Raw genomic sequence first — 23,394 nt, forward strand, 5'->3', positions numbered from 1 at the left:
ATATGGTAAGTCACACAGATTATTTTGTCAATAGCGCAAAATTTATGGAGGAATGAATATGGAGCGTATAGAGAGTAAGAAAAAGGAACAATCGAATAGTTTGGCGGATTCGTTAAAGTCAGCGTTCACGGCATCAATAGCTTTACTGCTGATTGTGGCTGTTTTTGAAGCCACTGTTTTTGGGTTTGTACTGAAGGCTTTTATTAAGTTTGATAGTACATTTTTATTAATAGCACTCTGTACAATTTCAAACATAATAGTAGCAATACTACTTTTTATAATATTTACTGCAAATATAAAAAAGTCATCGTCCAATTTTTTAAATGTAGTTCATTTAGTAAGCAGTGGAGACCTTTCCATTAATCTTGATACAAAGGCGCAAAAGGCATTGGGTAAGGTAGCGGAACATATAAATTCAATAACGGCCGAAATGCGTAAAATAGTACAAAACTCGTACAGCCTAACAAAGTCTATAGTAGATTCTTCTCTGGATATGTCTGCCAAGGTGAGACAGGCAACATCTTCTATTTCAGGAATATCGAAGACAGTAAATGAGATTGCTGAGGGGGCATCTGAGCAAGTGTTAGAGACCCAGAAGAGCCTGGAAGTATTTGGTGGTCTCTCTGATCAGATTATCGTAGTAAATGACAGCTACAATTCCATAGTTTATGAAACTGACAATATCAGCAATTTAAATAAAGAAGGAATGAATACTGTTACAGTTTTAAAGGAAAAATCTGAGGATTTTAGTGTGTCTTTAGCAAAGATATTTTCAGCAGTTGAAAACCTCACAGCAGCACTTGAAGGTATAGGGTTGTTCGTAGATACAATACAAAGTATTACTGACCAAACAAACCTGCTTGCACTAAATGCTGCAATTGAAGCTGCCAGGGCGGGAGAATCAGGAAGGGGCTTCGCAGTAGTAGCAGACGAGGTAAGGAAGCTGGCTGAGGAGAGTAAAAGATCAACCGGAGAGATAAGCAATATGATGAGCAGCATACAAAAGGATTCACATCAGGCAACTGAAGCTATGAAATCCATGCAAAATGTTTCAAAACAACAGCTAGCAGCAGTCGAACAGACAGATGTTTCATTCAGGAGGATTGCTAATGCTATAGGCAATATCGTTCAGAAAATCAAAGACACGAATAACGCTGTAACTCAAATGGAGATATTAAAGGACAGTTCTATTGCTGCAATCCGAAACACGGCTGCTATATCGGAGCAGGCAGCAGTAGCCAGTGAAGAGCTGGCTGTCAATATTGAACTGCAAGTGGATATTTTTGATGCCTTATTTAAGTCATCAGAAGAGTTGAGTCAACTGTCAAAAAACATGAACAACAGTCTTGAGAAATATAAGCTGTAGCGTAAATACCGGTTGTCAGCTTATCAACCTGTTTATCGGTAATGTAAAACGCAAATTTCAGTAAATTATCAAAACATATTATGTTTGTTTAGTTTCTATTCATTTTTGTGCTAATATAAAATTATAATAACCAAATCTTATAAGTCGGAAGGGTAATATGACAATAACTAAGGATGAAATATTCAAAAAAGCTATTGAGCTGTTTAAAAAAAATGGGTTTGAGGGAACGTCAGTAAATGCTATCTGTGAAGCCTGCAATGTAACGAAAGGATCTTTTTATCATCATTTTAAATCCAAGGATGAAATATTGCTTAATTTTTATCGTTACAGCTTGAAGGATATGGCCGATATTCTACTAAATGTTCTGGATGAAGAATCTGATAGACAGAAGATATGGACTGTTTTAGAATACTCTATTGATTTAACCATAGGGATGGGAGCTGATTTATTAAAGGCACTTATTCTAATTGATATTAAAAATGGAAATAAAATTTTGAACCCTTATTCGATTCTTGAAGTAGAAGGTACAGAGGATTATTCCAGACTTTTGATGCACTTAGTTGAAAAAGCACAGAAATCTGGTGCTATTAGAAATGATGTACAAGCTGAAGAACTTGTATTTGCTTTCACCTCTGCGTTAATAGGTGTAGCAGTAAACTGGAGTGCAAGCGGCGGATCATATGATGAAAAGCAAGAATTGAGAAGATTATTTGATATTATATTTCAATAGAAATAACTTTTTGGAAACGGAAGGCTCAAGTAAGAGTCATTCCGTTTTTTGCTTATAAAGTTGTTATTAAATTAACATAATGTTATTGATTTAATAAGCAGAATGTGATATACTGCGGTTAAAATAAAACATACCACGGTATGTTATCTTGTATAAGGGGGAGAAACATGAGTACTAAATATAATAATCTATTTCAACCTTTGAAAATCGGCTCTATGGAGATCAAAAATCGTATTGTCATGGCGGCAATGGGTGTTCATGATAATGAAATGACAAAAGGTGATGGCGGTTACACACAGCAGGGAATTGATTATTTTGCTGAGAGGGCTAAAGGTGGTGCCGGATTAATTGTTTTAGGTGCAATGCAGGTACAGAATGTTTTCGAAAGTGATGCACACAGTACATCTGTAAGCGCTGCAGGGAAAGAATATGTAGAATCAATGAAAGAATTGGCAGATGCTATTCATGCTTATGGTTGCAAGGTAGTTCCTATGCTTACAGCTGGAAGCGGTAGAGAAGCAGCTTTCTGGTTAGTCAAAGGAGATCCTATTTCAAGCTCTGATGGGCTGCCAAATGTATGGAATCCGGCAGTTAAACATCGCGCATTAACTCCTGATGAGATCAAAATATACATTGACGGATTTGCCAAAGGTGCAAAACTTGCGAAAGAGGCTGGTTTTGATGGCGTTTCGATTCACGCAATCCATGAAGGCTATCTGCTTGACCAGTTCGCAATTGCTTCCATGAATACAAGAACAGATCAGTACGGCGGCTCAGTAGAAAATAGACTGCGTTTTGCAAAGGAAATCATCGATGCAATAAAGGAAGCCTGCGGTCCGGACTTCCCTGTAATGATACGTTATAGTGTAACAAGTAAAATGAAAGGCTTTAATGATGGTGCACTTCCTGGAGAAGAGTATAAGGAATTTGGGAGAGGTTATGAAGAAAGTATTGAGGTAGCACAATACTTGGAGAAAATAGGATATGCGGCGCTGGACGTAGATAATGGTACTTACGATTCATGGTTCTGGGCACATCCACCAGTTTATATGCCTCAGTACTGTAATCTTGAGGATGCTGCTTTTATAAAAAAACATGTGAATATTCCTGTAATATGTGCAGGCAGGATGGAGGATCCGGAAGTATGCGACAAAGCGATCGCAGATGGAAAGATAGACGGGGTTGGACTTGCGAGAATGCTTTTAGCTGATCCCGAATGGCCAAACAAAGCAAAAGAGGGAAATAAGGAAGATATCAGACCATGCATTGGATGTCATGTAGGCTGTTTAGGAAGGTTATTCCAGGGTAAACGTATGGGATGTGCTGTGAATCCGGCTACATGTCGTGAAAAGCAGATGGAAATAAAGCCGGTTGAAATAAAAAAGAATGTTATGATCATCGGCGGCGGTATTGCGGGTATGGAGGCAGCAAGAGTGCTTGCCCTTAGGGGTCACAATGTAAGTTTATATGAAAAAACAGGTGCTTTGGGAGGCGCATTTATATCAGCTTCTTCTATGAGCTTTAAACAAGCGGATAAGGAATTAATTCATTGGTTTATTCGGCAGATTAAAAAGTTAAGTGTAAACATTCACATGAATACTGAAGTAACCAAAGAACTGATTGCTGAAGTAAATCCTGATGAAATCATATGTGCTACCGGTTCAGGTGCAAGGTCATTAAGTGGAGTTAAAGGAATAGAGAGTATCCCTGTAATTAACGCCATTGAAGCACTTACAGGGCAAAAACCTGTAGGAGAAAATGTTGTTATTATCGGTGGTGGACTAACAGGCATAGAACTCGGATATGAGCTTACACTGCAGGGTAAAAAAGTAGAAATTATTGAAATGAAAGATAAAATATTAGATATGCCTGATTTATGTGCTGCTAACAGCCAGATGTTACGTCAAATTATAAAATACCACAAGATACCGATTCATACCGGTGCATCTGTAGCAAAATTTGAGGATGGCAAAGTATGTTATAGTGTAAATGGTGAAGAAAAGTCCGCCAAGGCAGATACTGTTATTATAAGTATCGGCTATATCAGTAATAAGGATCTATATGATCCCTTGAAACAATGGAAGGAAAAGGTACACCTTATTGGAGATGCCGATAGGGTATCAAATCTTCTGAATGCAACATGGAGCGCCTATGAACTTGCCCTGACAATATAAAATGGTGCAACTTGCAAATAGTGGTTAATAAAAAAAATGAAGGCTTCCAGGTATCCTGGGAGCCTTACAACTGTTCAAGCTTATATTAGTCGATAGACCAGGCCGCAAAGTAACCTTCTCGTACTGCTTCACCAATCTGCCCTATTTGAGTGCAATCACCGACTGCCCTGGCCGAAGAATATTTATCACAGATTGCGTCGCATAATGCACTTTCCGGTTTCATTCCAAACGCATAAATAGCGGTATCAGCTGGAAGTTCAAAGGTACCGGATTCGTTTTGTAAGACCACACTATCACACTTGAATTCCAAAACCTTTGTATTGACCATTTGTTTAACACCGTATTTTTTCAAAATATTAAGCAAAGGAACTTTATTGTCTTCGATAGTCTCTTTCATTGCGATTTGAGGCAGCGCTTCGACGATGGTTACATCCTTACCCTGCATAGCAAGCTCCAAGGCACAATCGCAACCAGACATGCCGCCGCCGGCTACTATAATTTTGTCTCCTTTTATTTTATCCGGGTTACGGTGGGCATCCGTCACTTCGACTACATTAGGAAGGTCAATTCCTTTAATCGGGAACTTTATCGGATTTGATCCTAAAGCAACGATAATCTGGTCGGCAGCAGCAAGCTCCTGTGAATCCGGGGTGATGGTTTTATTGTAGACTACGCTGACTCCATTCTTTTCAATCTGTAACTTCAGCCAGTTCATATAGTCTTTGATACGTCTCTTAAAAGGAGGCTCAGAAGCAACGTTAAGCTGACCGCCAAGTTTATCACTCTTTTCAAACAATGTGACATGGTGTCCCTTTAATGCGGCTACTCGTGCCGCTTCCATTCCGCCGGGGCCGCCGCCAACTACTACTACCTTTTTTGGGTCTTCCGACTTTGTGATGGCATATTCTTTTTCCAATGCAGCCTGTGCATTCACAGAACAGGATATCTGCCTGTTCTTATATAACCTTCCAATACAGTATTGGTTGCACGAAAGACAAGGACGTATATCCTCTTCATGGCCATTTCTTAGTTTATTTGCCCAATCGGGGTCGGCGATCAAGGCCCGTCCAAGAATGACGATATCGGTTTTCCCATGTGCAACAGCATCTTCGGCGGTTTGCGGTGTATAAGTACCTGCGTTCATTACGGGGATTTTAACAGCTTTCTTTACCGCCTCAGCTGCAAAGGCCATGCTCGCGTCACCAGCATAAATAGTTGGTGTGACCCATTGTTTATTATCATAACAACCTACATCGATATTAAAAAAATCCATACCAAGATTCTCGAAGTATTTTGCAATTTCAATGCCTTCTTCCAATGTACGGGCACCTTCAAAATCATGGAAAACAGGCATTCTGACACCAACGGGTACGTCCGGTCCTACGGCATTGCGGATGGAATGATATATTTCCGTAATAAAGCGCATTCTGTTTTCAAAGCTGCCGCCATATTCGTCAGCCCTTTGATTCCACAGGGGCGTCATAAACTGATCCAACAGGTATCCGCAATGTGCATGAATTTCTATGATGTCGCATTCGGCGTTAACACCTCGGGCTGCGCAGCGGCCGTATCTCTCCACAACATCGCGGATTTCTTCCTTGGTCATAGGACGGCAAATTACGTTTGGATTATAATGCGTGGGATTTGCTGAAGCCGATACCGGCGGTATTGGATCGTTTTCAAATGCAAATGCGTTTCTGCCCAAACCGCAGATAAGTTGAAGGCCCACTTTTGCACCGTGGGCATGTACTGCTTCCGCTGCCAGTGCCCATTGTTTCATTTGGAAATCTGTATCAGCCGAAGTTTGGTAAAACAGCCATGGATCGGTTTTGTTCGTAACAGTTTGTCCTTCGAGCATGACCAAGCCTACGCCGCCTTTGGCACGGGCTTCATAGTATTTGATTTGTGATTCTACCAACAAACCGGTATCATCGTCTGCCATGGTGCCCATAGATGCCATGGCTATACGGTTGCGCAGTTTAACTTTACCTATGGATGTGCGCTCAAACAGTTTTGGGTATTTTGTTGACATATTTTATCCCTCCTGCTATATTCTAAATAGTTACTAAAGTAGTTTTCCTGGTTATATTATTAACGATATAATTTTTCATGTAAAGTATGTCTAAATACAAAATTTACTATATAAAATTGTGCACGATGCACATTTAAAAGGGTGATGTGAATGATAACATTAGAAAACATCTCACAAAAACTGCCGTTTGATATTTATATTATTAAGAGAGGTATAGACCTTGTTAAATATTCTTCATTTCAGCTGATTACGCCTTTCACCCAGTTTGATCAGAGCAACACCCTTTATATTGGGCAGCTTGGAACTCTTTCAAGCATAGAATGTACGGCTATTGAAATCGGTCTTTTGTTACAAGATGGAAATATGCCAGAAATAGATTCCCAAAGCATAGAAATAGCACTTTTTAGCTGCACTATACAGGAATGCTTTCAGGCTGTTCAGAATATATTTTATGAACAGGCAATTGTAGGACAATGCGTTTTCGAACTATATGAAAGTTTAAGTTGTAATGAGGGATTGCAGAGATTAGCGGAGATAGGTAAGAAATACCTTGGAAACCCAGTTGCAATTTCTGACGCTTCCTACGTTCTGCTGGCTAATTCAGGTCAGGAAGAAAACGATCTCGTATGGGGTGACACCATAGCGAACGGCAGAACCTCTTCAAATCTTATCAGCAAATTTCACCTAGAAGGTTTGGTCGAGACTCTCATGAACACCGAAGGGCCCGTATTCCTCGATATGGGGATTGCTAAAAAAAGGCACAGGATTTTATCGAAGGTTATAATTGATGGAAAACTGACGGCTATATGTGGTGTTATCGAATCCATTCGAACAATCAAAAAAAGTGATTTGGATCTGATGCAAGTTTTGTCGGATGCAGTTGCCATTGAGCTTCAAAAGATGAAATACAGCGTTAAAGATGACAAGAATATCAGTTCCTTGCTTATTGATATCTTAGAATCTAAAGTTTATATGGAAAAAACGTTGGAAGAACGCTTGAAATATTTACATTGGCGGCCGAAAAAGTATTTTAATGTTGTCATACTTAAAAAAAATGAGTCGATCAATATGATGAAAGATTTTATAAAAAGATCACTCGAAAGCTTTTCCTTTTTTTCTAAAGCATTTGAATGGGAAGACAATATGGTTATCCTAATCAACTATAACAATGAAGAATTTTCTAAAATTTCATCTGAAATTACAATATTATTAAAAGAACAAATTAAGGAGAGCGCCGGAATAAGTAAAACATTTTCCAGGTTGCTGCAACTTCCCGGCTATTACAATCAAGCCGTATCCGCCCACTATTGGGGAAGTGCTCTTAATAGAAACGATTGCTTGTATTGTTACCAGGATTATTATATTTACCATCTATTGGGAAGCTCCAGGAAAGAGATTGATATTGAAGGAATGCGCGACGAACGGTTGATGAAACTGATTGAATATGACAAGAAAAACAAAACCGAATATTTTAATACGCTGTATGTGTTTTTGTCATCTAAAAGCAGTGTTTCAAAGGCTGCTGATAAGTTATTTATTCATCGTAATACGATGGCTCAGCGGATTAAAAGGATTTGTGAAATTGTTGATATCGATCTTTCTTCAAATCAGGATATCGTTAATATTATGCTGACTTATAAAATTCTTGAGCTTATCGGTTAGCTAATACCGGCTTTTTTGATCCGTTATCCAGCATTTTTAATATATAACCTATTCGGAAAATATTATTTATAGCTTTAGATATGTGGGATAACTGGGGACTAGATTTGATAAATTACAGAGATTATTTAGTCCATAATGGAGCATAAATCCACCCAAGGCGATTTCGACTAAAGTTATAAAAAATTATAATATTTGCAACTCAAGGCTTAAGGAACTAGCTAATCTTGAACTGACAATGTATAATCACATTTTGAAGAGAGAAAAAGAGTATATTGTATTTCCTTTGCCTAAAAAGCCAAGTAAAGAACTACGCATTACCGAATGAATAAATGGGTTTGCATATAATATGTTAAAGACATTATTTGGTTTTTAGCACAATAAACTATTGGATAAATACATCATACATTTAGAATTCTCGGGTAGTACCGGGAATTTTTATACGAGTTGAAAAATACCCAATCTAAGAATCAGCATATAAAATACATCTGTAAAACATATACAAGGCATTGTGAAAGTGTTTGCCTTTTAAAGCGTGTAAATCCTTGATTTTATAGGGATTATGCTGAAAAGATATATAACAATGTATTAAGAACATGTCGATAAAAGTAGATTCAAATTATGTGATAGCCAGGATGGTCAAACGAATTCTGGCTATTTTTATAAGCAGAACCTCTGTAATTAGTTCAGACGTAGTAATACACCATTTTTTGAAACATGAGTCTCAGTACATCGACTAAGATCAAAACAACAAGGTCTTTTTTTCCCAGCTTCCAGCATTGAGCATGCTGCATCAATCCTTTTTTGGCGTGTTGCGGGATTATTAGTGAATCGAATCCAACGAATCCATTCCCAACGTGCTTTAGTTGTGATTTTATCCCATTGACTCTGTAGATCAGCTGCATCCAACGAGTTTTTGAAATCCAATGGTACTTCAGGTTCAATCCAGATTTTCATCGGTTCAACTACCAATGACACTGTATCTCCTACATCTGCGTGAGCTGCTCTAGACAAAAAATCACTAACTTGATTTCATTTGAGTGCTTTGTTTATCTTTTTTTTAGTTAGGATAGTACGAGTATAATCTTTGATTTTCAGGGTTTATAGGGTTTCAATCATTTAAATGCTAAAAGGCGAAGTGTATTTTAAAGTCAGAGGGAACATATTCCATCAAATATTCCCACAGAGTATGACATTGGTCTGCCGTCTCCTTGTCATCCCCTTGTCCTCAAAGAAAAAAATAAACCTGTCACGTTTAAATGTTTAGACTGTGGAATAGAAGAAGATACTCCAAAAGATGTGTTGGATACTTTTGATGAAGGCGATATAATAGTGCCTCCAAGATTTAGCTGTGAAGTCTGCGGAGGCACTATGAAACCAATTGAATATACTAGTGAGCAAGAAATAACCAATCGACTAGAGAATTAAGCCTAACGGCTCAGTTTTTAAAACGCGTCCCAAAGGACGCCTTTTTTACTTACCCTTATTTCGTTTTATTTAATCTTTTATATAACATCACCATCTGAATTGGCAATTTACAGTTTTTTGCAATATCTATATCAGTCGCCTCTGGATTCTTTTAGAGGTATTCTTCAATGATATTGAACATTTCTTCTTTTTTCAATTTCCTTCACTCCTTGTTAAGATTTTTTAACCATAAAATTTTCTATAAAACGGGAACCAGTGCAATATCTATACCGCGAGGGCCATCGCCAACAGCCACTGTGGTAAACACTGAGTCGGTCATGGTATTGATGACTGAAACTGTATCACCAGAAGCATTTGTCACATAAGCTTTGGAACCGTCCGGTGTGATGGCTATTGAAATAGGATTGGCTCCAACACCAATTGTATCGATGACTGTGTCGGTGTCTGTATCGATAATAGAAACAGTATTATCATTTAGATTTGTTACATAAGCTTTGGTCCCGTCCGGCGTGATGGCTACTCCTTGAGGATTCGTTCCAACATCAATTGTATCGATGACTGTATCGGTGTCTATATCGATCACTGAAACGTTACCACCAAAATTTACCACATAAGCTTTTGCACCGTCCGGCGTGATGGCTACTCCAACAGGTGCGTCTCCGACAGGTATTACAACGAGAATACTGTTGGTTAATGTATTGATGACTGAAACTGTATCATCATCAACATTTGTCACATAAGCTTTGGTACCGTCCGGCGTGATGGCTACTCCATTAGGTACGCCTCCGACAGGTATTACAACGAGAATACTGTTGGTTAATGTATTGATGACTGAAACTGTATCACCAGAAGCATTTGTCACATAAGCTTTGGTGCCGTCCGGTGTGATGGCTACTCCAATTGGCGCATCACCAACATTAACAATTGTAGTAATAACACTATTAATTGCCGTATTGATGACCGAAACGCTATCATCTAATAAATTGGTCACATAAGCCAAAGGTAAAAGCTCCAAACTTCCGATGGTACATATCTCCTTGCAGCAGATATTGAAGACACGATTATTTTGTGTTACTAATTGAATGACATCCGGAGTAACAGGTCCTACTAATTGGCCAACGAAGGTGTTGCAACGGGTCACTATTTCTACAACACTACCTGGGGTGATATTGTTTAACAAATTTGCACATGAACATTCTTCCATTACAGGAGCCTCCTCAAATTCTATAATAAGCGTAGGCAAATTTGGTACAATAGCGTCATCATATCCTTTAAATCCCATCAAACTGGTTGCATTCTCAATGGTAGTAAGCAACAGCCCGTTATTGGCAATGCTTCCGCTGAACCAATCTTCCGCCAGTCCGGTTACATCCAAGTAGATAAAGTTGTTCAAATTATCCTCTGTCAAATTCGTTTCGTAAATCGTTCCTCCTGTAGCTGGCTGAGTATTCCAGGTCACTGTGTTTTGAGAAAAATTACTTGTGAGTCTTTGGACTGAAAGCGGCTGCACTCCTGGTACGTCTTTTTGGAAAAAAAAGAGTCTTAATGTGGCTTTTGTAATTGTAACTTCTGGTGGAATTACACTTATGTCAAACTTCAAAAGACTTCTAAACACATCATTTGGTACTGCCGTCCGGCCCACAAAAAGATCCTCTTGGGGCCCAAAATTCTGATCTGGCTGAAGCTGAGCTACAATAGTAGCATCAATAGGAGTTAGAAATAATACCGGCAAAATGATCCCTCCATTCATTTTTTTGTTTAAATATCTTGAAATTTTAAAACGATACTTGATTTCCAAGTTTTTAATCTTTCTGTCAGTGGAGCCAGCATTCTACTGGGATAGAAAACACATTTGAAAAATCGAATCAAAAGTATACCTATCTTTCAAAGCCTTGTCCTCTAATGCATATATATTCTTCCGACCAATATTTGCTATAGGTTACAAGAATAATATTTAATAGGATAGAGGACAATCTCATTTATACTGCAGCACATGCAGTAGTTAAACGGCTAATGCTGGAGAATGCTAAGATATTCATGATTAAAAATAAATGAGCACTGAAAAAGTTCCCTTTTTTCAGTGCTTTTGGACGGTTCTGAGACATCTTATATATCAAGCGAGTTCTATATATTCTAACACTGAACGGTTTATAAACCCTAAACTTTTAAATAAGTATGAACAGCATTTTTCATCCAAGAAGGGGAAACTACTACTTATGTTACTATTATTCCTTCCATTTTTCCCCGATGATGCTAGCGGTTTCATAGCTGGACTTAGTAAGATAAGTTTGAGAAGATATGTTATAATAATGCTTCTTACAAGGCCTTGTGGAGTACTAGCTGTATAAGCATTAGGCTCCTCTAAGATAGCAATGCCGTTGTGGGGGTGGGGAGCAATAGCTTTGGCTGTTATTTATATAGCTAAAAATAGTGACAAAGTGGAAAAAAAGTTGGTTGCTGCTGTTAAAGCAGGCTGATATAAATCAATTTAGGCAGGTGTTATGAGCAAATGAATAATAGAATTTCGATATTGGTGATAGAAGATGACAGCGACATAAGTAGTATGATTTGTGACTTGCTTAAGCGGAATGGCTACAATGCAAAGCCAGTTTATTCAGGTACTGAAGCCTTAATGGTTTTTAATAATAAAGTTGACCTGGATGTCAAAGGGACGGTTCTTTTGACATTGTATAATTTCTATGGTAAAATGCACCAAAAGAGGTGGTTTTAATGCCAAGGCATGTACACCAAATGAGTAAGACCCTTACATATCATGTGGTGTTAAGAGGAAACGAAAAAAAGGACATCTGCATAGAGGATGAAGATAAAATCAGACTCATTAAACCAATTTAACATAAAAAACAAGAGGATGCTTTTTTCCTTTATGCCTATTGCATCATGGACAACCATGTTCACCTTGTGATAAAAGAACAGAAGGATTCCATTGCAAGGATTATGCAATATGCTCACTGCAACACACCATGCATGTTGAGGCTGTCGTGAAAATAGAAAGGAAATAGATTAGTGAAATGCGACAGGGGGACGGTTCGAGGCCACTGAAAAAGTCCAGGATTTTGTCATTCTGAGTGAAACGTAGTGAAATGAAGAATCTCTAAAGCCGTTAAATACGAGATTCCTCGCTGTGCTCTGAATGACAGGCTCGAGGATTTTTCCTCTAATTGAAACTTTTTCAGTGGTCTCGGACAGTTCTACTCTGTCGTATATTTCTTTTTTGTAGAGATGTTATGGTATAATAAGGAAATAAGAAGAAGTAAAAGACCAATGATAAACTCGATGCAAAGAGATGATGCATATTACATATTAAAAATCAGCAGAATAAGTTTTTAGGGTTTAGTTGGAATCAGCAAGAGTAAAATGCGACAATTGAGGACCATCTCCTTATCGCATTAAAAATTCGTGCGGGCACATGTTAGATAATTGAAAAGTTTAATGCTAACAGATATAATTGGTACACAAAATAAATTGAAGAAGGTAAGATGAACAGATGAATCCAATAATCGAAGTTAAAAATTTTACTAAAAAATATGGGGATTTTATAGCTGTAAATGATATTTCTTTTAATGTGGAAAAAGGAAGTATTTTCGCTTTTTTAGGGCCTAACGGTGCTGGGAAAAGTACAACAATAAATACATTATGTACGATATTCGAAAAAACATCAGGCACACTTTTGATAGATGGAAAGGATGTTACTACCCAAAAAAGTGAAGTTAGATCGGCAATTGGTGTTGTATTTCAAGATTCAACTTTAGATTCAAAAATGACAATTGATGAAAACCTTAAAATGCACTGTGTTTTTTATAATGTTCCTAATAGAGAGGTTGAAGAACGTATACAGTTTACTTTAGGCTTAGTTGATCTGCTAGACCAAAGAAACAAACTAGTGAGTACTTTATCGGGTGGAATGAAACGTCGTGTAGAAATCGCTCGTGGTTTAATTCACTATCCAAAGGTTTTATTTCTTGATGAACCAACAACAGGACTTGATCCACAAACACGTGCACATATTTGGGAGTATATTATCAAACTCCAAAAAGAAAGGGATATTACAATTTTTCTTACGACCCATTACATGGAAGAAGCAGAAATATGCAATAAAATTGCAATAATAGATGGAGGAATTATAGTTGCCCATGACACGCCCTATGCTTTAAAAAAAGAGTTCACTAAAGATACAGCATACATTACTTCGAGAAAAGAATCTGAATTCGAACAGTTGCTGGAAAGATATAAACTGAACTATGTAAAGAAAGAGGGTTACTATAAGGTTGATGCTGAGAATACGGATCTTTTATTACAAGTTTTAAGTGTACATAAGGAAAATATCGCGGATATCGAAATAAAAAAAGGTACTTTTAATGATGTTTTCTTGGAAATAACAGGGAGAAAAATTAGGGAGGACATATAACAATGGGTACAGTATTTGCATTGTGGAAAAGAGGGTTAAAAGCATTTATAAGGAATAGAACTGGACTGATTTTCTCACTTGTTTTTCCTTTTTTCTTTGTTTATGTATTTGGTGCAGTTTTTAGAAATGATCATATAGAAAATCCTATTGCGTATATGCTTTCTGGAGTTATCATAACAACTGTGTTTGAAAGTTCATTGAATCTAGCATCATCAACTGTTGATGATATGGTAAGTGGATTTATGAAAGAAGTTTTGGTTTCTCCAGCTAAAAGGATTGCTGTTGCATTTGGACAACTATTGTCAGCTGCCACTGTTGCAACCCTAGAAGGGATTTTGATTTTAATTATTGGATTATTTATTGGTATTAAATTTACTACATGGACCACACCGTTATTTGTTCTTTTAGGAATGATTTGTGTTGGGCTTGTTTTTTCTGGTGTTGGATTATTTCTTGCAACGATTGTACGTAGCGGTCAAACTTTTCAAATTGTTAAGACTGCTGTAACTTTACCTTTAACGTTTACATCAGGAGCATATATTCCCCTAGAAATGTTACCCAATTCACTTAAGTATGTTGCTTATGCTAATCCAATGACTTACGCAACAGCTTTTTTTCGTATGATTGCTTTGGAAAAGACCAATTTATCAACTGGTGAACTTGTAAAAGAGGGATTGGCTATTAATATTAATGGCTTTATTGTTACTCCGTTCATGTCTTTTATTATTATTGTAGCTATAGGCTTAATATTTTTAATACTATCAACAAAGTCATTTATCAAGACAGACTTTTCCCGTATAAACAGAAGTTCCAATGATGCAAGCGCGCTGTGGGGTTAGAATTGGGAATATGGCATTATCTAAATTGCTTGGCTCCTACTGTACACTTATTTATCAGATGCTAACTGCAACACACCATGCATGTGGAGACAGTCGTTAGGATAGAGAGGAAATAGGCTGATATCAAAGGCTTTAAAGGTTTTTAACTAGATACTGAAGTGTGTTCTATGTTCCCTCAGACTTACAGTTTGGGGGAATTTTGGTTTAGTATGGATTACATTTATAAACCCTCCAATATCATACCAAGGTTTTAGTTGCATGCTATAATTTGAATGACATACTATTGTCTTCCCTATCTGAGGTTGAGAGTAATGCAAAGGAATTGAATGGTTATATATGTGAGCCAATAAGTAAAAAATAGAAATTTGAAGAGGTGTAATTATGGATAAAAACAAAGATAGTATTATGTGGGATTTAAAAATAATTAAACCCAAAGATACCATAGCGGCGGGTCGTCGTCATACTGTTGGTCTTAAATATGACGGAACGGTGACGGCTGTGGGTGATAATAAATATGGCCAATGTGATGTAAGCGGCTGGCACGATATTGTGGCAGTCGCAGCTGGTAATGTTCATATGGCGACAAATACGGGTAATGCTCATACAATCGGTCTTAAATCGGATGGCACGGTGGTGGCCGTGGGTTGGAATAAGTATGACCAATGTGATGTAAGCGGCTGGCATGACATAGTGGCGGTAGCGGCGGGTTGGCGTCGTACCCTTGGGCTTAAATCGGATGGCACGGTGGTGACTGTGGGTCGAAATAATGAAGGACAATGCAATGTAAGAGGCTGGCGTGATATAGTGGCGGTAGCGGCGGGTGATTGGCATACCATCGGTCTTAAATCGGACGGCACTATGGAGGCTGTGGGTAATAATCGGTATGGACAATGCAATGTAAGAAGCTGGCATGACATAGTGGCGATAGCGGCGAGTTACCTACATACCGTCGGGCTTAGATCGGATGGCACGGTGGCGGCCGTAGGTTTGAATAAGGATGATCAATGCGATGTAAGCGGCTGGCGCGGTATTGTGACGATAGCGACGGGTAGTAATCATACAATCGGGCTTAAATCGGACGGCACTGTGACGGCTGTGGGTTGGAATGAGCATGGCCAATGCAATGTAAGTGGCTGGCGCGATATTGTGGCAGTAGCGGCGGGTTGCGCTCATACAATTGGGCTTAAATCGGACGGCACGGTGATTGCTGTAGGTGATAATGAATATGGCCAATGCGATGTAAGCGGCTGGTGTAGCATCCAACTGCCCGACAATTAGTATATGCTAACTAGAACACACCATCCACTGTGAGGCCGTAGCTTTGGTGGTTAGGGAGTAGGATGAAATTAATGATCCCTTATTGAGATAAAGTCGATGGGGGATTATTGGTATTCAATTTAAACTTGTTTTGGGAGGCTGGACAATAGTATATTATTGACATGTGAACATATGCTCTAATGAGATTAACTATTTAGGGGTTAAACTTTATATAATTAGTTTAATGTGATAGTCTATGTGGAAGCGTATGAACATAAAATGTCCCCTCGAGCATTCAGATTTTTATGATTTAATCTGTCAACTTAAAGGGGATTATAACGTATTGCTGTTAAGAATACACAATTTATAGTAACTTAATCAGTTCTTCTAACTTTGCAGACAAGACTTTTGCAAGCTCAAAATTAGAATCTTTTAAAGCCAATTCTATTTGCGTTTCAACAGATTTTTTCTTTTGTTCAATTTCTAAATAGTCTTTATCAAAATGCTTAGCATAAATCATCTTTCTAAATTTCCGCATACTCATTTCTCTAATCGTCTTATCTTCAATGATTAAAACAAAATCCATACAATTTACTATAAAATAGAAATCATGAGAAATCATTAAAACCGCACCGTTATAGTTTTTTATGGCTTTTTCTAGTGCTATTTGTGAATAGGTGTCTAAATGACTTGTCGGTTCATCAAGAAGCAACATGTTTGCTTTACTAGCAGAAACTTTAGCCAACTGAAGTAAATTTTTTTCTCCACCAGATAAAGATCCTATCTTTTGATTGATGATTTCTTCGCCAAAACCATAGTTTGAAATATATGATCTAATCTCTTGATAAGCTTTGAATCCTGCATCATAGAACTCTTCAAGTATGGTATGAGACTCATTTAGTATTTCGCCTTGAATTTGAGATAAATAAGCCATATCAACGTCTTTATTTACTTCGATAGAAGGATGAATGTTTTTAAAGATTTCTCGGAGCAAAGTCGTTTTTCCGGTACCATTTGAACCAATAAGGGCTACTTTATCAGTAGATTTAATCTCAAAGTTAACATTTTCTAAAAGTATATCATCAAAGGCAAAACTGTAATCAGTAACTTTTAAAGCAGTAGTTTCTTCAATTTCATGATCAGCAACGAAACGGATCTCTGGTTGTTTAATATCTACAAATGGCGCTTTAATTCTACGCGCTTCCAATCTTTCTTGTACTTTAACTCTAGCTTTTAGTGTTTTCCCTCTAGCAGCTTCAGCATTATTGGTTGCTATAAGTCTTAGTTTCTTGATTAAGAACTCATTTCTCATAATTTCTTCAGCATCAGCTATAGCTTGTTCTTGTGTCTCAATTTTACTTTGAAGCAATGAGAAGTTGTAATCAATGTATCTTCCATCAAACTCTTGGAGCTCCATGTTTTCAAGGTGTATAATTTTATTAAAACAATGATTCAATAGATATCTGTTGTGCGTAATAACTAACAATGTGCCTTTGTGTGAATTAATTAGATTTTTAAGAGCATTAAGGTTTTCAAAGTCTAAGAACACATCGGGTTCATCCATAATGATTAAATCTGGACTTTTAAGCATTTCCTTAACGACCTGAATAAGTTTAAATTCCCCACCACTAAGGGCAGTTACCATTAGGTTTTTCTGCTGGGTGAGGTTTGCTAGATATAGTTTCTTATCAATATTGCTTTCGAAATCATTTCCACCAATCGCATCAAATACGTCTAAAGCTTGTTGGTACCTTTCTAACAAAGCATCAATATCTGAAGATGTTTCCATTTCAGCACAAATAGATGCTATCTCATTTTGTAGCTTAATAAATTCTTCTCCTATATATTCGAAAACTGTAGTTTCTTTTGTTTTGTCTAGTTGCGGGAACTGACTTACATATCCAATTCTACAATTTGGGTCAATCTTTAATATTCCATCGAACAGATATCTTTCTGGATCCATAATTATATCTACCAGTGTACTTTTTCCACTGCCACTTGACCCTATAAAAGCACAATGTTGACCATCTTCTAGTGTAAATGAAATCTTATTATATAGATCCTTCTGCGGAAATGAGTAGGACAAATTATCAACTTTTATCATATTATTACCCCTCTATATCATTAAAAAAGAGTCTATAAGAATAAGCTCTTCAATATATAATATTCCCATGCAATTAATTATTATTTTGTAAAGACATTCGTTTGAGTTTACCGTTGGTAGCATAACACTTTTTACGACTAAGTTCAATCATTTTATAATAAAGCCTTTCGTGACATGGGTAAAACAACAATAGAAAGACCATTATCTGAGTTGGTGAAAGAAAGGTATATTGAAGAGATAAACTAATATCATAGGCTAGGAAGGTATAAAATTTCGGCTATGCTAACAAGAACACACAACGCATTGTGAGGCTGTAGCGTTGGTGGTTAGGGAGTAGAAAAGAAGGCTAAACCCTCTGTTGCAATAGGCAAACAGAGGGTTATTATTTGAAAATAAGTTCTTAAGTTATGCACCTTGCCTATATTTTGGAAGGAAAAATATTACATATTGAAGAATAATCTATATAGGTAAAGAAATTATCCCCCCGAAAAAGGTAAGGAGGATATATAAATGAAAATAAAAGTATTAGGATCTGGAGCGTCTGAAGGATTTCCAGCAATATTCTGTAACTGTGACTCATGTATAAAAGCTCGTAAGGCAGGGGGAAAGAACATAAGAACTCGTTCACAGTTTTATGTCGATGAGGATATGATGATTGACTTTGGGGATGATACCTATTATCATTCTTTAAATGAGAACATAAGTTTATCAAAATTGAAATACCTATTGATAACACATTCGCATATAGATCATTACAATCCAACAATATTTCGATATAGGGGAGGATATTATGCCACTGAATTATATGAAAGCGTATTAAAAGTGTACTCGACTCCTACCGTGAAAGAAATATACGAAAACATGGATCGCGGCAAGCCTATGGATGAAGTGAAAAGTAAGATTGAATTTAATGTACCGGCTGAATTTGTGCCATTTTCTATAGGTGATTATACAATTCACGCCTTACAGGCAATACATATGAAAAATGAGAAATGCTATATGTATTTAGTTGAAAAAGACGGAAAACGTGTATTATTTGGCAATGACTCTGGATATTATCCAGATGAGACTTTTGAATATTTAAAAGGTATGCATTTGGACCTAGTATTTCTAGATTGCACTTTCGGGCTACATTCATATGGAATTAATAGTAGTCATATGGGGATTCCTGAGAATCTTAAGGTAAAGGAAAGATTTTATGAAAATGGGACAGCTGATGATAGCACAGTTTTTGTAACCCATCACTTTACACACACCTGCGGAAGTACACATGAGGAGCTATGCGAGGAAACGGAGAAACATGGATTACTAGTTTCGCATGATGGTATGCTGTTTGAATTATAATAGAATCTAGACTTGAAGCCAGAATGTTGAACAAGGTTGAAAATGAATGTAACTACATGCTAACTGGAACACACCACGCATGTTGAGTGCTGTTCACTAATTATAAGGAAGGATAAATAACAAATATAGCAGTGTGCAAACTTGAATATTAATAGGTATACATGACTAATGAAAGTGATGGTTAAGGTTTCAACATGGAGCTTAGCCATCACTTTAATCTTTTAAATATGAAAACGTTCCTAATAAGGGATATTGAAAACATATTTGTTAGCAATTCTTTTGTATGTATTGAAATAAAAAGATATTTATGGTAAAATCTTCCTCTAATAAAAATGTTTATTGGCTCATAAAAGTTTATGCTTTTTACAATGACAATTTAAGGTGGAGGTAAAAATTGTGATTGAACTTGGGAATGTTTGTAAAACTTTTAAGGTAGCGAGAAGGAATGCTAGTTTTTCAGAAGCTGTAAGAGCACTGTTTCATAAAGAATATGACTATGTAAAAGCACTTGATAATGTATCTTTCAAAATAAATGAAGGTGAAATGGTCGGTTATATTGGACCAAACGGAGCAGGAAAAAGTAGTACCATTAAGATTATGTGCGGAATTCTATTGCCGGAAAGCGGGACTTGTATAATAAATGGCAGGACTCCTTGGAAGGATAGAATTAAATATGTAAAAGACATTGGTGTAGTGTTTGGTCAGAGGTCTCAACTTTGGTGGGATGTGCCTGTTGTTGATAGCTTTGAATTACTTCGAGACATCTATAAAATAGATGAAAAAATATATAAAGAGAATTTATACAAGCTTACTTCTTTACTCAATATAGAAACAATTATTAAAACGCCTACAAGACAGCTATCTCTCGGTCAACGAATGCGTTGTGAAATTGCCGCTTCACTACTACACAATCCTCGAATTCTTTTTTTAGATGAACCAACCATTGGACTTGATGCTGTTTCAAAAATTGCAGTACGAGATTTTATTTCCAAAATAAATAAAGAAGAAAAAACTACTGTCATATTGACAACTCATGATATGCAAGATATCGAAGCATTAACAAAAAGGATTATCCTAATTGGAAAAGGGAAAATCCTGCTTGATGGTGACTTGAATACACTAAAAAAACAGTACACTGAACAGAAGAAAATAACAGTTGAATATGCGAGTGGGACTCTTTCTTTATGTGAAGGCTTAACACTTGTAGAAAGCTTACATGGCAGGGCAGTTATTACCATAGACACAAATGTTATCTCAGTATCACATGCAATCGCAGAACTTTCAAAAAGCCTTGAAGTTTTAGATATTTCAGTAGCAGGGACTACGGCGGAAGAAATGGTAGTATCCCTTTACAAGGAGTATCAAATATGAGGAAATATATATCGTTTTTTCGTATACGATTTGCTAATGGTTTGCAATATCGTGCGGCAGCATATGGAGGGATGGTAACTCAGTTTGCATGGGGTTTTATGACCCTTTTAATGTTTTGGGCATTTTACAAAAGTGACAAGAATTCATTTCCAATGAGTTTTGAACAGCTTAGTTCATATATTTGGTTACAACAAGCATTTCTGGCATTGTTTATGGCATGGTTTTTTGAAAATGAGATTTTTAGTGCTATTACAAGTGGAAATATAGCTTATGAACTTTGTAGGCCCATAGATATATATGATATGTGGTTTGTAAGAAATGTGGCCAGTAGACTTTCAAAAGCAGTATTACGGTCAGTACCAATTTTAATTGTTGGGGCATTTTTACCATCACCTTTTGGAATTTCAATGCCAGTAAGGTGGATGGCTGCATTGTTATTTATAATTTCTATATCAATAGGTTTTTGTGTTTTAGTTGCCTTTAATATGCTTATATACATTTCAGCATTTTATACAGTTTCTCCCATGGGAATACGAATATTGGCGGTCTCGTTAGTAGAGTTATTTTCAGGGGCGGTTATTCCGCTGCCATTTTTCCCTGGAGGAGTAAGAAGAATATTTGAATTGTTACCTTTTGCTTCTATGCAAAACACACCGTTTTTAATTTACACAGGAAATTTAGATAGCCAAGAAGCAATTTTTAGCATGTTCTTGCAGATGTTTTGGCTAGCCGCTTTAATTATAATTGGGAAACTGCTTATGAAAAAAGCTTTGAAAAAAGTAGTTGTACAAGGAGGTTAAAGATGAAATTATATCTTAGATACTGTTCAATTATACTACGTTCACAAATGCAATATAAATCTTCGTTTTTTATGACTATACTTGGACAGTTTTTAGTGTCATTTTCTATGTTTATTAGTATTTATTTTATGTTTAAACGATTCAATAGGGTTGAAGGGTTTTCTTATAGTGAAGTATTACTCTGCTTTGCAATTGTGTTGACGTCATTTTCAATTGCAGAATGTTTTATTCGTGGATTTGATGCATTCAGTGGAATCATATCAAATGGAGAGTTTGACAGAATCATGGTTCGCCCGAGAAATGAAATCATTCAGGTGCTTGGCTCAAAGATAGAGTTTACACGTATAGGACGGTTTTTACAAGCTGTTATTATTTTTTTCTATGCAATTCCGGCAAGTGAAGTTATATGGACATTTGATAAAATAGTAACACTTGTTTTTATGATAGTTGGAGGTATTTGTATTTTTGCTGGACTTTTTGTAATTTATGCAAGCCTTTGTTTTTTCACAATAGAGGGGTTAGAATTTATAAATATATTTACAGATGGGGGAAGAGAATTTGGAAAATATCCACTATTAATTTATGGTGAGGGGGTATTGAAATTTTTCACTTACATTATTCCTCTTGCACTTGTACAATACTATCCCCTTACATATTTAATCGGGAGAACGGACAACAAGCTTTTCATCTTACTACCACTCATTGGAGCATTATTTCTTATTCCATGCTATATTTTTTGGAGATTTGGATTAAAGCACTATAAATCCACTGGTTCGTAAAGGAGAATAGTACACACGTGGTGACAGGGGGCGGTTACGTGATATGCTATATTTCAAGGGGGTTAGGTGTATGCTAACTGCAACATTCTACGCACGTAGAAACGCGGTTGTTAGGATAGAGAGAAAATAGGCTGATATCAAAGGCTTTGAAGGTTTTTAAGTAAAAATTGAAGTGTGTTTTATATTCCCTCAGACTAATGGTTTGGGGGGATTTTTCCTTAGGGGGTTGCACTATTACGCAGAACTAAGGATATTTGCGTTAAGGTATAGGGTTTTGCGTATTTGTTAATGCTTGTAGAGGAAAACCCTCCCCTGATAGTGAGCTTGCTTAAAGCCCTTTGCTTAGCTTTAGGGATAAATGTGACTGCCTTGAGCCTCCAAATACGCGAGGCGAGCTTACTAGGCGAATTAAGAATATGATATATATTATTATATGTGACCTTTCCCCGATAAAATAGACACGCTATACGGCTAGTTTTCTTTCATTTTCATAGGATATCGGGGTTTTATATCCAAGAGCAGAATGTAGCCTTTTTCGGTTATAAAATATTTCAATATACTCAAAAACAGATTGTCTTGCTTCTGATCTAGTTCTAAAACTATTAAAGTGCACAAGTTCCATCTTTAGACTGCCGAAAAAAGATTCCATGCAAGCATTATCATAGCAGTTTCCTTTACGGCTCATGCTTGCTATAATGCCATACTTTTTAAGTAACTTTTGGTAGTCACGACTGGCATACTGACAACCCCTATCTGAGTGGTGAATCAATCCTGGTAATGGCTTTTCTCTTGAAATTGCTTGCTTAAGGGCTTTTGCAACAAGCTGCTGTGTCATAGTAGAATCCATTGCCCATCCAACGATCTTTTTATTGTAAAGATCTAGGACTGCAGCTAGGTAAAGCCATCCTTCTTTTGTTGGAATATATGTTATATCAGCTACCCATTTCTGATTAGAAGCAGTAGCTTGAAAATCTTGATTTAATAGGTTTTCAGCAACAGGATAGTTATGTTTAGAATTTGTGGTTGCCTTGAACTTTTTCTTGGTACGGGAGAATATGTTATTCTCTCTCATCAAGCGAGCGATA

The 23,394-nt window shown here is 36.9% G+C and carries 18 protein-coding genes and 1 pseudogene; 14 read left to right on the forward strand and 5 right to left on the reverse strand.

All coding sequences use genetic code 11. The features are described from left to right. Window positions 1-58: 58 nt before the first annotated feature. The 3 genes from HNQ80_RS09550 (at window position 59) to HNQ80_RS09560 (ending at window position 4,270) form a co-directional block, all read left to right on the forward strand. Window positions 59-1,366: a methyl-accepting chemotaxis protein gene (locus HNQ80_RS09550; protein ID WP_184310417.1), complete on the forward strand. Its 1,308-nt coding sequence runs from the start codon at window positions 59-61 to the stop codon at window positions 1,364-1,366. A 157-nt stretch (window positions 1,367-1,523) separates the two neighbouring features. After that, window positions 1,524-2,096: a TetR/AcrR family transcriptional regulator gene (locus HNQ80_RS09555; protein WP_184310418.1), complete on the forward strand. Its 573-nt coding sequence runs from the start codon at window positions 1,524-1,526 to the stop codon at window positions 2,094-2,096. Between the two features lie 167 nt (window positions 2,097-2,263). Continuing rightward, complete coding sequence (locus HNQ80_RS09560) at window positions 2,264-4,270, forward strand: oxidoreductase (RefSeq protein WP_184310419.1); 2,007 nt, start codon at window positions 2,264-2,266, stop codon at window positions 4,268-4,270. A gap of 85 nt (window positions 4,271-4,355) precedes the next feature. Here the strand turns inward: HNQ80_RS09560 and HNQ80_RS09565 are convergent, their stop codons facing one another. Then, a complete protein-coding gene (locus tag HNQ80_RS09565; RefSeq protein WP_184310420.1) occupies window positions 4,356-6,302 on the reverse strand; it encodes an oxidoreductase in 1,947 nt (648 codons plus the stop codon). Between the two features lie 150 nt (window positions 6,303-6,452). On the opposite strand from HNQ80_RS09565, the gene HNQ80_RS09570 reads away from it, so the two are divergent. Further along, complete coding sequence (locus HNQ80_RS09570) at window positions 6,453-7,964, forward strand: PucR family transcriptional regulator (protein ID WP_184310421.1); 1,512 nt, start codon at window positions 6,453-6,455, stop codon at window positions 7,962-7,964. 678 nt (window positions 7,965-8,642) lie between these two features. Here the strand turns inward: HNQ80_RS09570 and HNQ80_RS09575 are convergent. Beyond that, window positions 8,643-8,933 carry a YdeI/OmpD-associated family protein gene (locus HNQ80_RS09575; protein ID WP_184310422.1) on the reverse strand — a complete coding sequence of 97 codons (291 nt, stop codon included), beginning with the start codon at window positions 8,931-8,933 and terminating at the stop codon, window positions 8,643-8,645. Between the two features lie 694 nt (window positions 8,934-9,627). Continuing rightward, window positions 9,628-11,187 (reverse strand): DNRLRE domain-containing protein, encoded by a 1,560-nt coding sequence (locus HNQ80_RS09580; protein WP_184310423.1) that lies wholly within the window; start codon window positions 11,185-11,187, stop codon window positions 9,628-9,630. Window positions 11,188-11,440: 253 nt separating this feature from the next. Between HNQ80_RS09580 and HNQ80_RS26645 the strand changes: the two genes are divergently transcribed. The 6 genes and pseudogenes from HNQ80_RS26645 to HNQ80_RS09610 all read left to right on the forward strand — a co-directional run bounded on the left by HNQ80_RS26645 (window position 11,441) and on the right by HNQ80_RS09610 (window position 15,932). Continuing rightward, window positions 11,441-11,737 carry a VTT domain-containing protein gene (locus tag HNQ80_RS26645; RefSeq protein WP_243183101.1) on the forward strand — a complete coding sequence of 99 codons (297 nt, stop codon included), beginning with the start codon at window positions 11,441-11,443 and terminating at the stop codon, window positions 11,735-11,737. Between the two features lie 161 nt (window positions 11,738-11,898). Then, window positions 11,899-12,120, forward strand: a complete 222-nt coding sequence (locus HNQ80_RS09590; RefSeq protein WP_184310424.1) for a response regulator transcription factor — start codon at window positions 11,899-11,901, stop codon at window positions 12,118-12,120. A 143-nt stretch (window positions 12,121-12,263) separates the two neighbouring features. Continuing rightward, window positions 12,264-12,392, forward strand: a pseudogene (locus tag HNQ80_RS26650) (hypothetical protein); the annotation flags it as partial. Between the two features lie 502 nt (window positions 12,393-12,894). Continuing rightward, the gene (locus HNQ80_RS09600; protein ID WP_184310426.1) at window positions 12,895-13,815 is read left to right on the forward strand and encodes an ATP-binding cassette domain-containing protein; all 921 of its coding nucleotides are present in this window, start codon (window positions 12,895-12,897) and stop codon (window positions 13,813-13,815) included. A 2-nt stretch (window positions 13,816-13,817) separates the two neighbouring features. Next, window positions 13,818-14,654 (forward strand): ABC transporter permease, encoded by an 837-nt coding sequence (locus HNQ80_RS09605; RefSeq protein ID WP_184310427.1) that lies wholly within the window; start codon window positions 13,818-13,820, stop codon window positions 14,652-14,654. Between the two features lie 381 nt (window positions 14,655-15,035). Continuing rightward, window positions 15,036-15,932: an RCC1 domain-containing protein gene (locus tag HNQ80_RS09610; protein ID WP_184310428.1), complete on the forward strand. Its 897-nt coding sequence runs from the start codon at window positions 15,036-15,038 to the stop codon at window positions 15,930-15,932. Window positions 15,933-16,275: 343 nt separating this feature from the next. On the opposite strand, the gene HNQ80_RS09615 is transcribed toward HNQ80_RS09610, so the two are convergent. Beyond that, window positions 16,276-18,015 (reverse strand): ABC-F family ATP-binding cassette domain-containing protein, encoded by a 1,740-nt coding sequence (locus tag HNQ80_RS09615; protein ID WP_184310429.1) that lies wholly within the window; start codon window positions 18,013-18,015, stop codon window positions 16,276-16,278. A 510-nt stretch (window positions 18,016-18,525) separates the two neighbouring features. Here HNQ80_RS09615 and HNQ80_RS09620 point away from each other — a divergent pair. From HNQ80_RS09620 to HNQ80_RS09635, 4 genes are all read left to right on the forward strand, one after another. Next, on the forward strand, window positions 18,526-19,359 hold the full coding sequence (locus tag HNQ80_RS09620; protein ID WP_184310430.1) for an MBL fold metallo-hydrolase: 834 nt from the start codon (window positions 18,526-18,528) through the stop codon (window positions 19,357-19,359). Window positions 19,360-19,755: 396 nt separating this feature from the next. Then, window positions 19,756-20,730: an ABC transporter ATP-binding protein gene (locus tag HNQ80_RS09625; protein ID WP_184310431.1), complete on the forward strand. Its 975-nt coding sequence runs from the start codon at window positions 19,756-19,758 to the stop codon at window positions 20,728-20,730. After that, window positions 20,727-21,530 carry an ABC transporter permease gene (locus HNQ80_RS09630; RefSeq protein ID WP_184310432.1) on the forward strand — a complete coding sequence of 268 codons (804 nt, stop codon included), beginning with the start codon at window positions 20,727-20,729 and terminating at the stop codon, window positions 21,528-21,530. The genes HNQ80_RS09625 and HNQ80_RS09630 overlap by 4 nt, the downstream gene beginning before the upstream one ends. Window positions 21,531-21,532: 2 nt before the next feature. After that, window positions 21,533-22,309: an ABC transporter permease gene (locus tag HNQ80_RS09635; RefSeq protein WP_184310433.1), complete on the forward strand. Its 777-nt coding sequence runs from the start codon at window positions 21,533-21,535 to the stop codon at window positions 22,307-22,309. Window positions 22,310-22,772: 463 nt separating this feature from the next. Here the strand turns inward: HNQ80_RS09635 and HNQ80_RS09640 are convergent. Continuing rightward, window positions 22,773-23,394 (reverse strand): IS3 family transposase (locus tag HNQ80_RS09640; RefSeq protein ID WP_184310434.1); only part of this gene is annotated, 622 nt, incomplete at its 5' end.

Source organism: Anaerosolibacter carboniphilus, assembly GCF_014205875.1.
GTDB classification, from domain to species: domain Bacteria; phylum Bacillota; class Clostridia; order Peptostreptococcales; family Thermotaleaceae; genus Anaerosolibacter; species Anaerosolibacter carboniphilus.

Coding starts and splice junctions, on each gene's coding strand:
- HNQ80_RS09630 (WP_184310432.1), top strand. CDS start 20,727: ATGAGGAAATATATATCGTTTTTTCGTATACGATTTGCTAATGGTTTG.
- HNQ80_RS09600 (WP_184310426.1), top strand. CDS start 12,895: ATGAATCCAATAATCGAAGTTAAAAATTTTACTAAAAAATATGGGGAT.
- HNQ80_RS09570 (WP_184310421.1), top strand. CDS start 6,453: ATGATAACATTAGAAAACATCTCACAAAAACTGCCGTTTGATATTTAT.
- HNQ80_RS09620 (WP_184310430.1), top strand. CDS start 18,526: ATGAAAATAAAAGTATTAGGATCTGGAGCGTCTGAAGGATTTCCAGCA.
- HNQ80_RS09605 (WP_184310427.1), top strand. CDS start 13,818: ATGGGTACAGTATTTGCATTGTGGAAAAGAGGGTTAAAAGCATTTATA.
- HNQ80_RS26645 (WP_243183101.1), top strand. CDS start 11,441: ATGAGCACTGAAAAAGTTCCCTTTTTTCAGTGCTTTTGGACGGTTCTG.
- HNQ80_RS09565 (WP_184310420.1), bottom strand. CDS start 6,302: ATGTCAACAAAATACCCAAAACTGTTTGAGCGCACATCCATAGGTAAA.
- HNQ80_RS09555 (WP_184310418.1), top strand. CDS start 1,524: ATGACAATAACTAAGGATGAAATATTCAAAAAAGCTATTGAGCTGTTT.
- HNQ80_RS09590 (WP_184310424.1), top strand. CDS start 11,899: ATGAATAATAGAATTTCGATATTGGTGATAGAAGATGACAGCGACATA.
- HNQ80_RS09560 (WP_184310419.1), top strand. CDS start 2,264: ATGAGTACTAAATATAATAATCTATTTCAACCTTTGAAAATCGGCTCT.
- HNQ80_RS09635 (WP_184310433.1), top strand. CDS start 21,533: ATGAAATTATATCTTAGATACTGTTCAATTATACTACGTTCACAAATG.
- HNQ80_RS09615 (WP_184310429.1), bottom strand. CDS start 18,015: ATGATAAAAGTTGATAATTTGTCCTACTCATTTCCGCAGAAGGATCTA.
- HNQ80_RS09550 (WP_184310417.1), top strand. CDS start 59: ATGGAGCGTATAGAGAGTAAGAAAAAGGAACAATCGAATAGTTTGGCG.
- HNQ80_RS09610 (WP_184310428.1), top strand. CDS start 15,036: ATGGATAAAAACAAAGATAGTATTATGTGGGATTTAAAAATAATTAAA.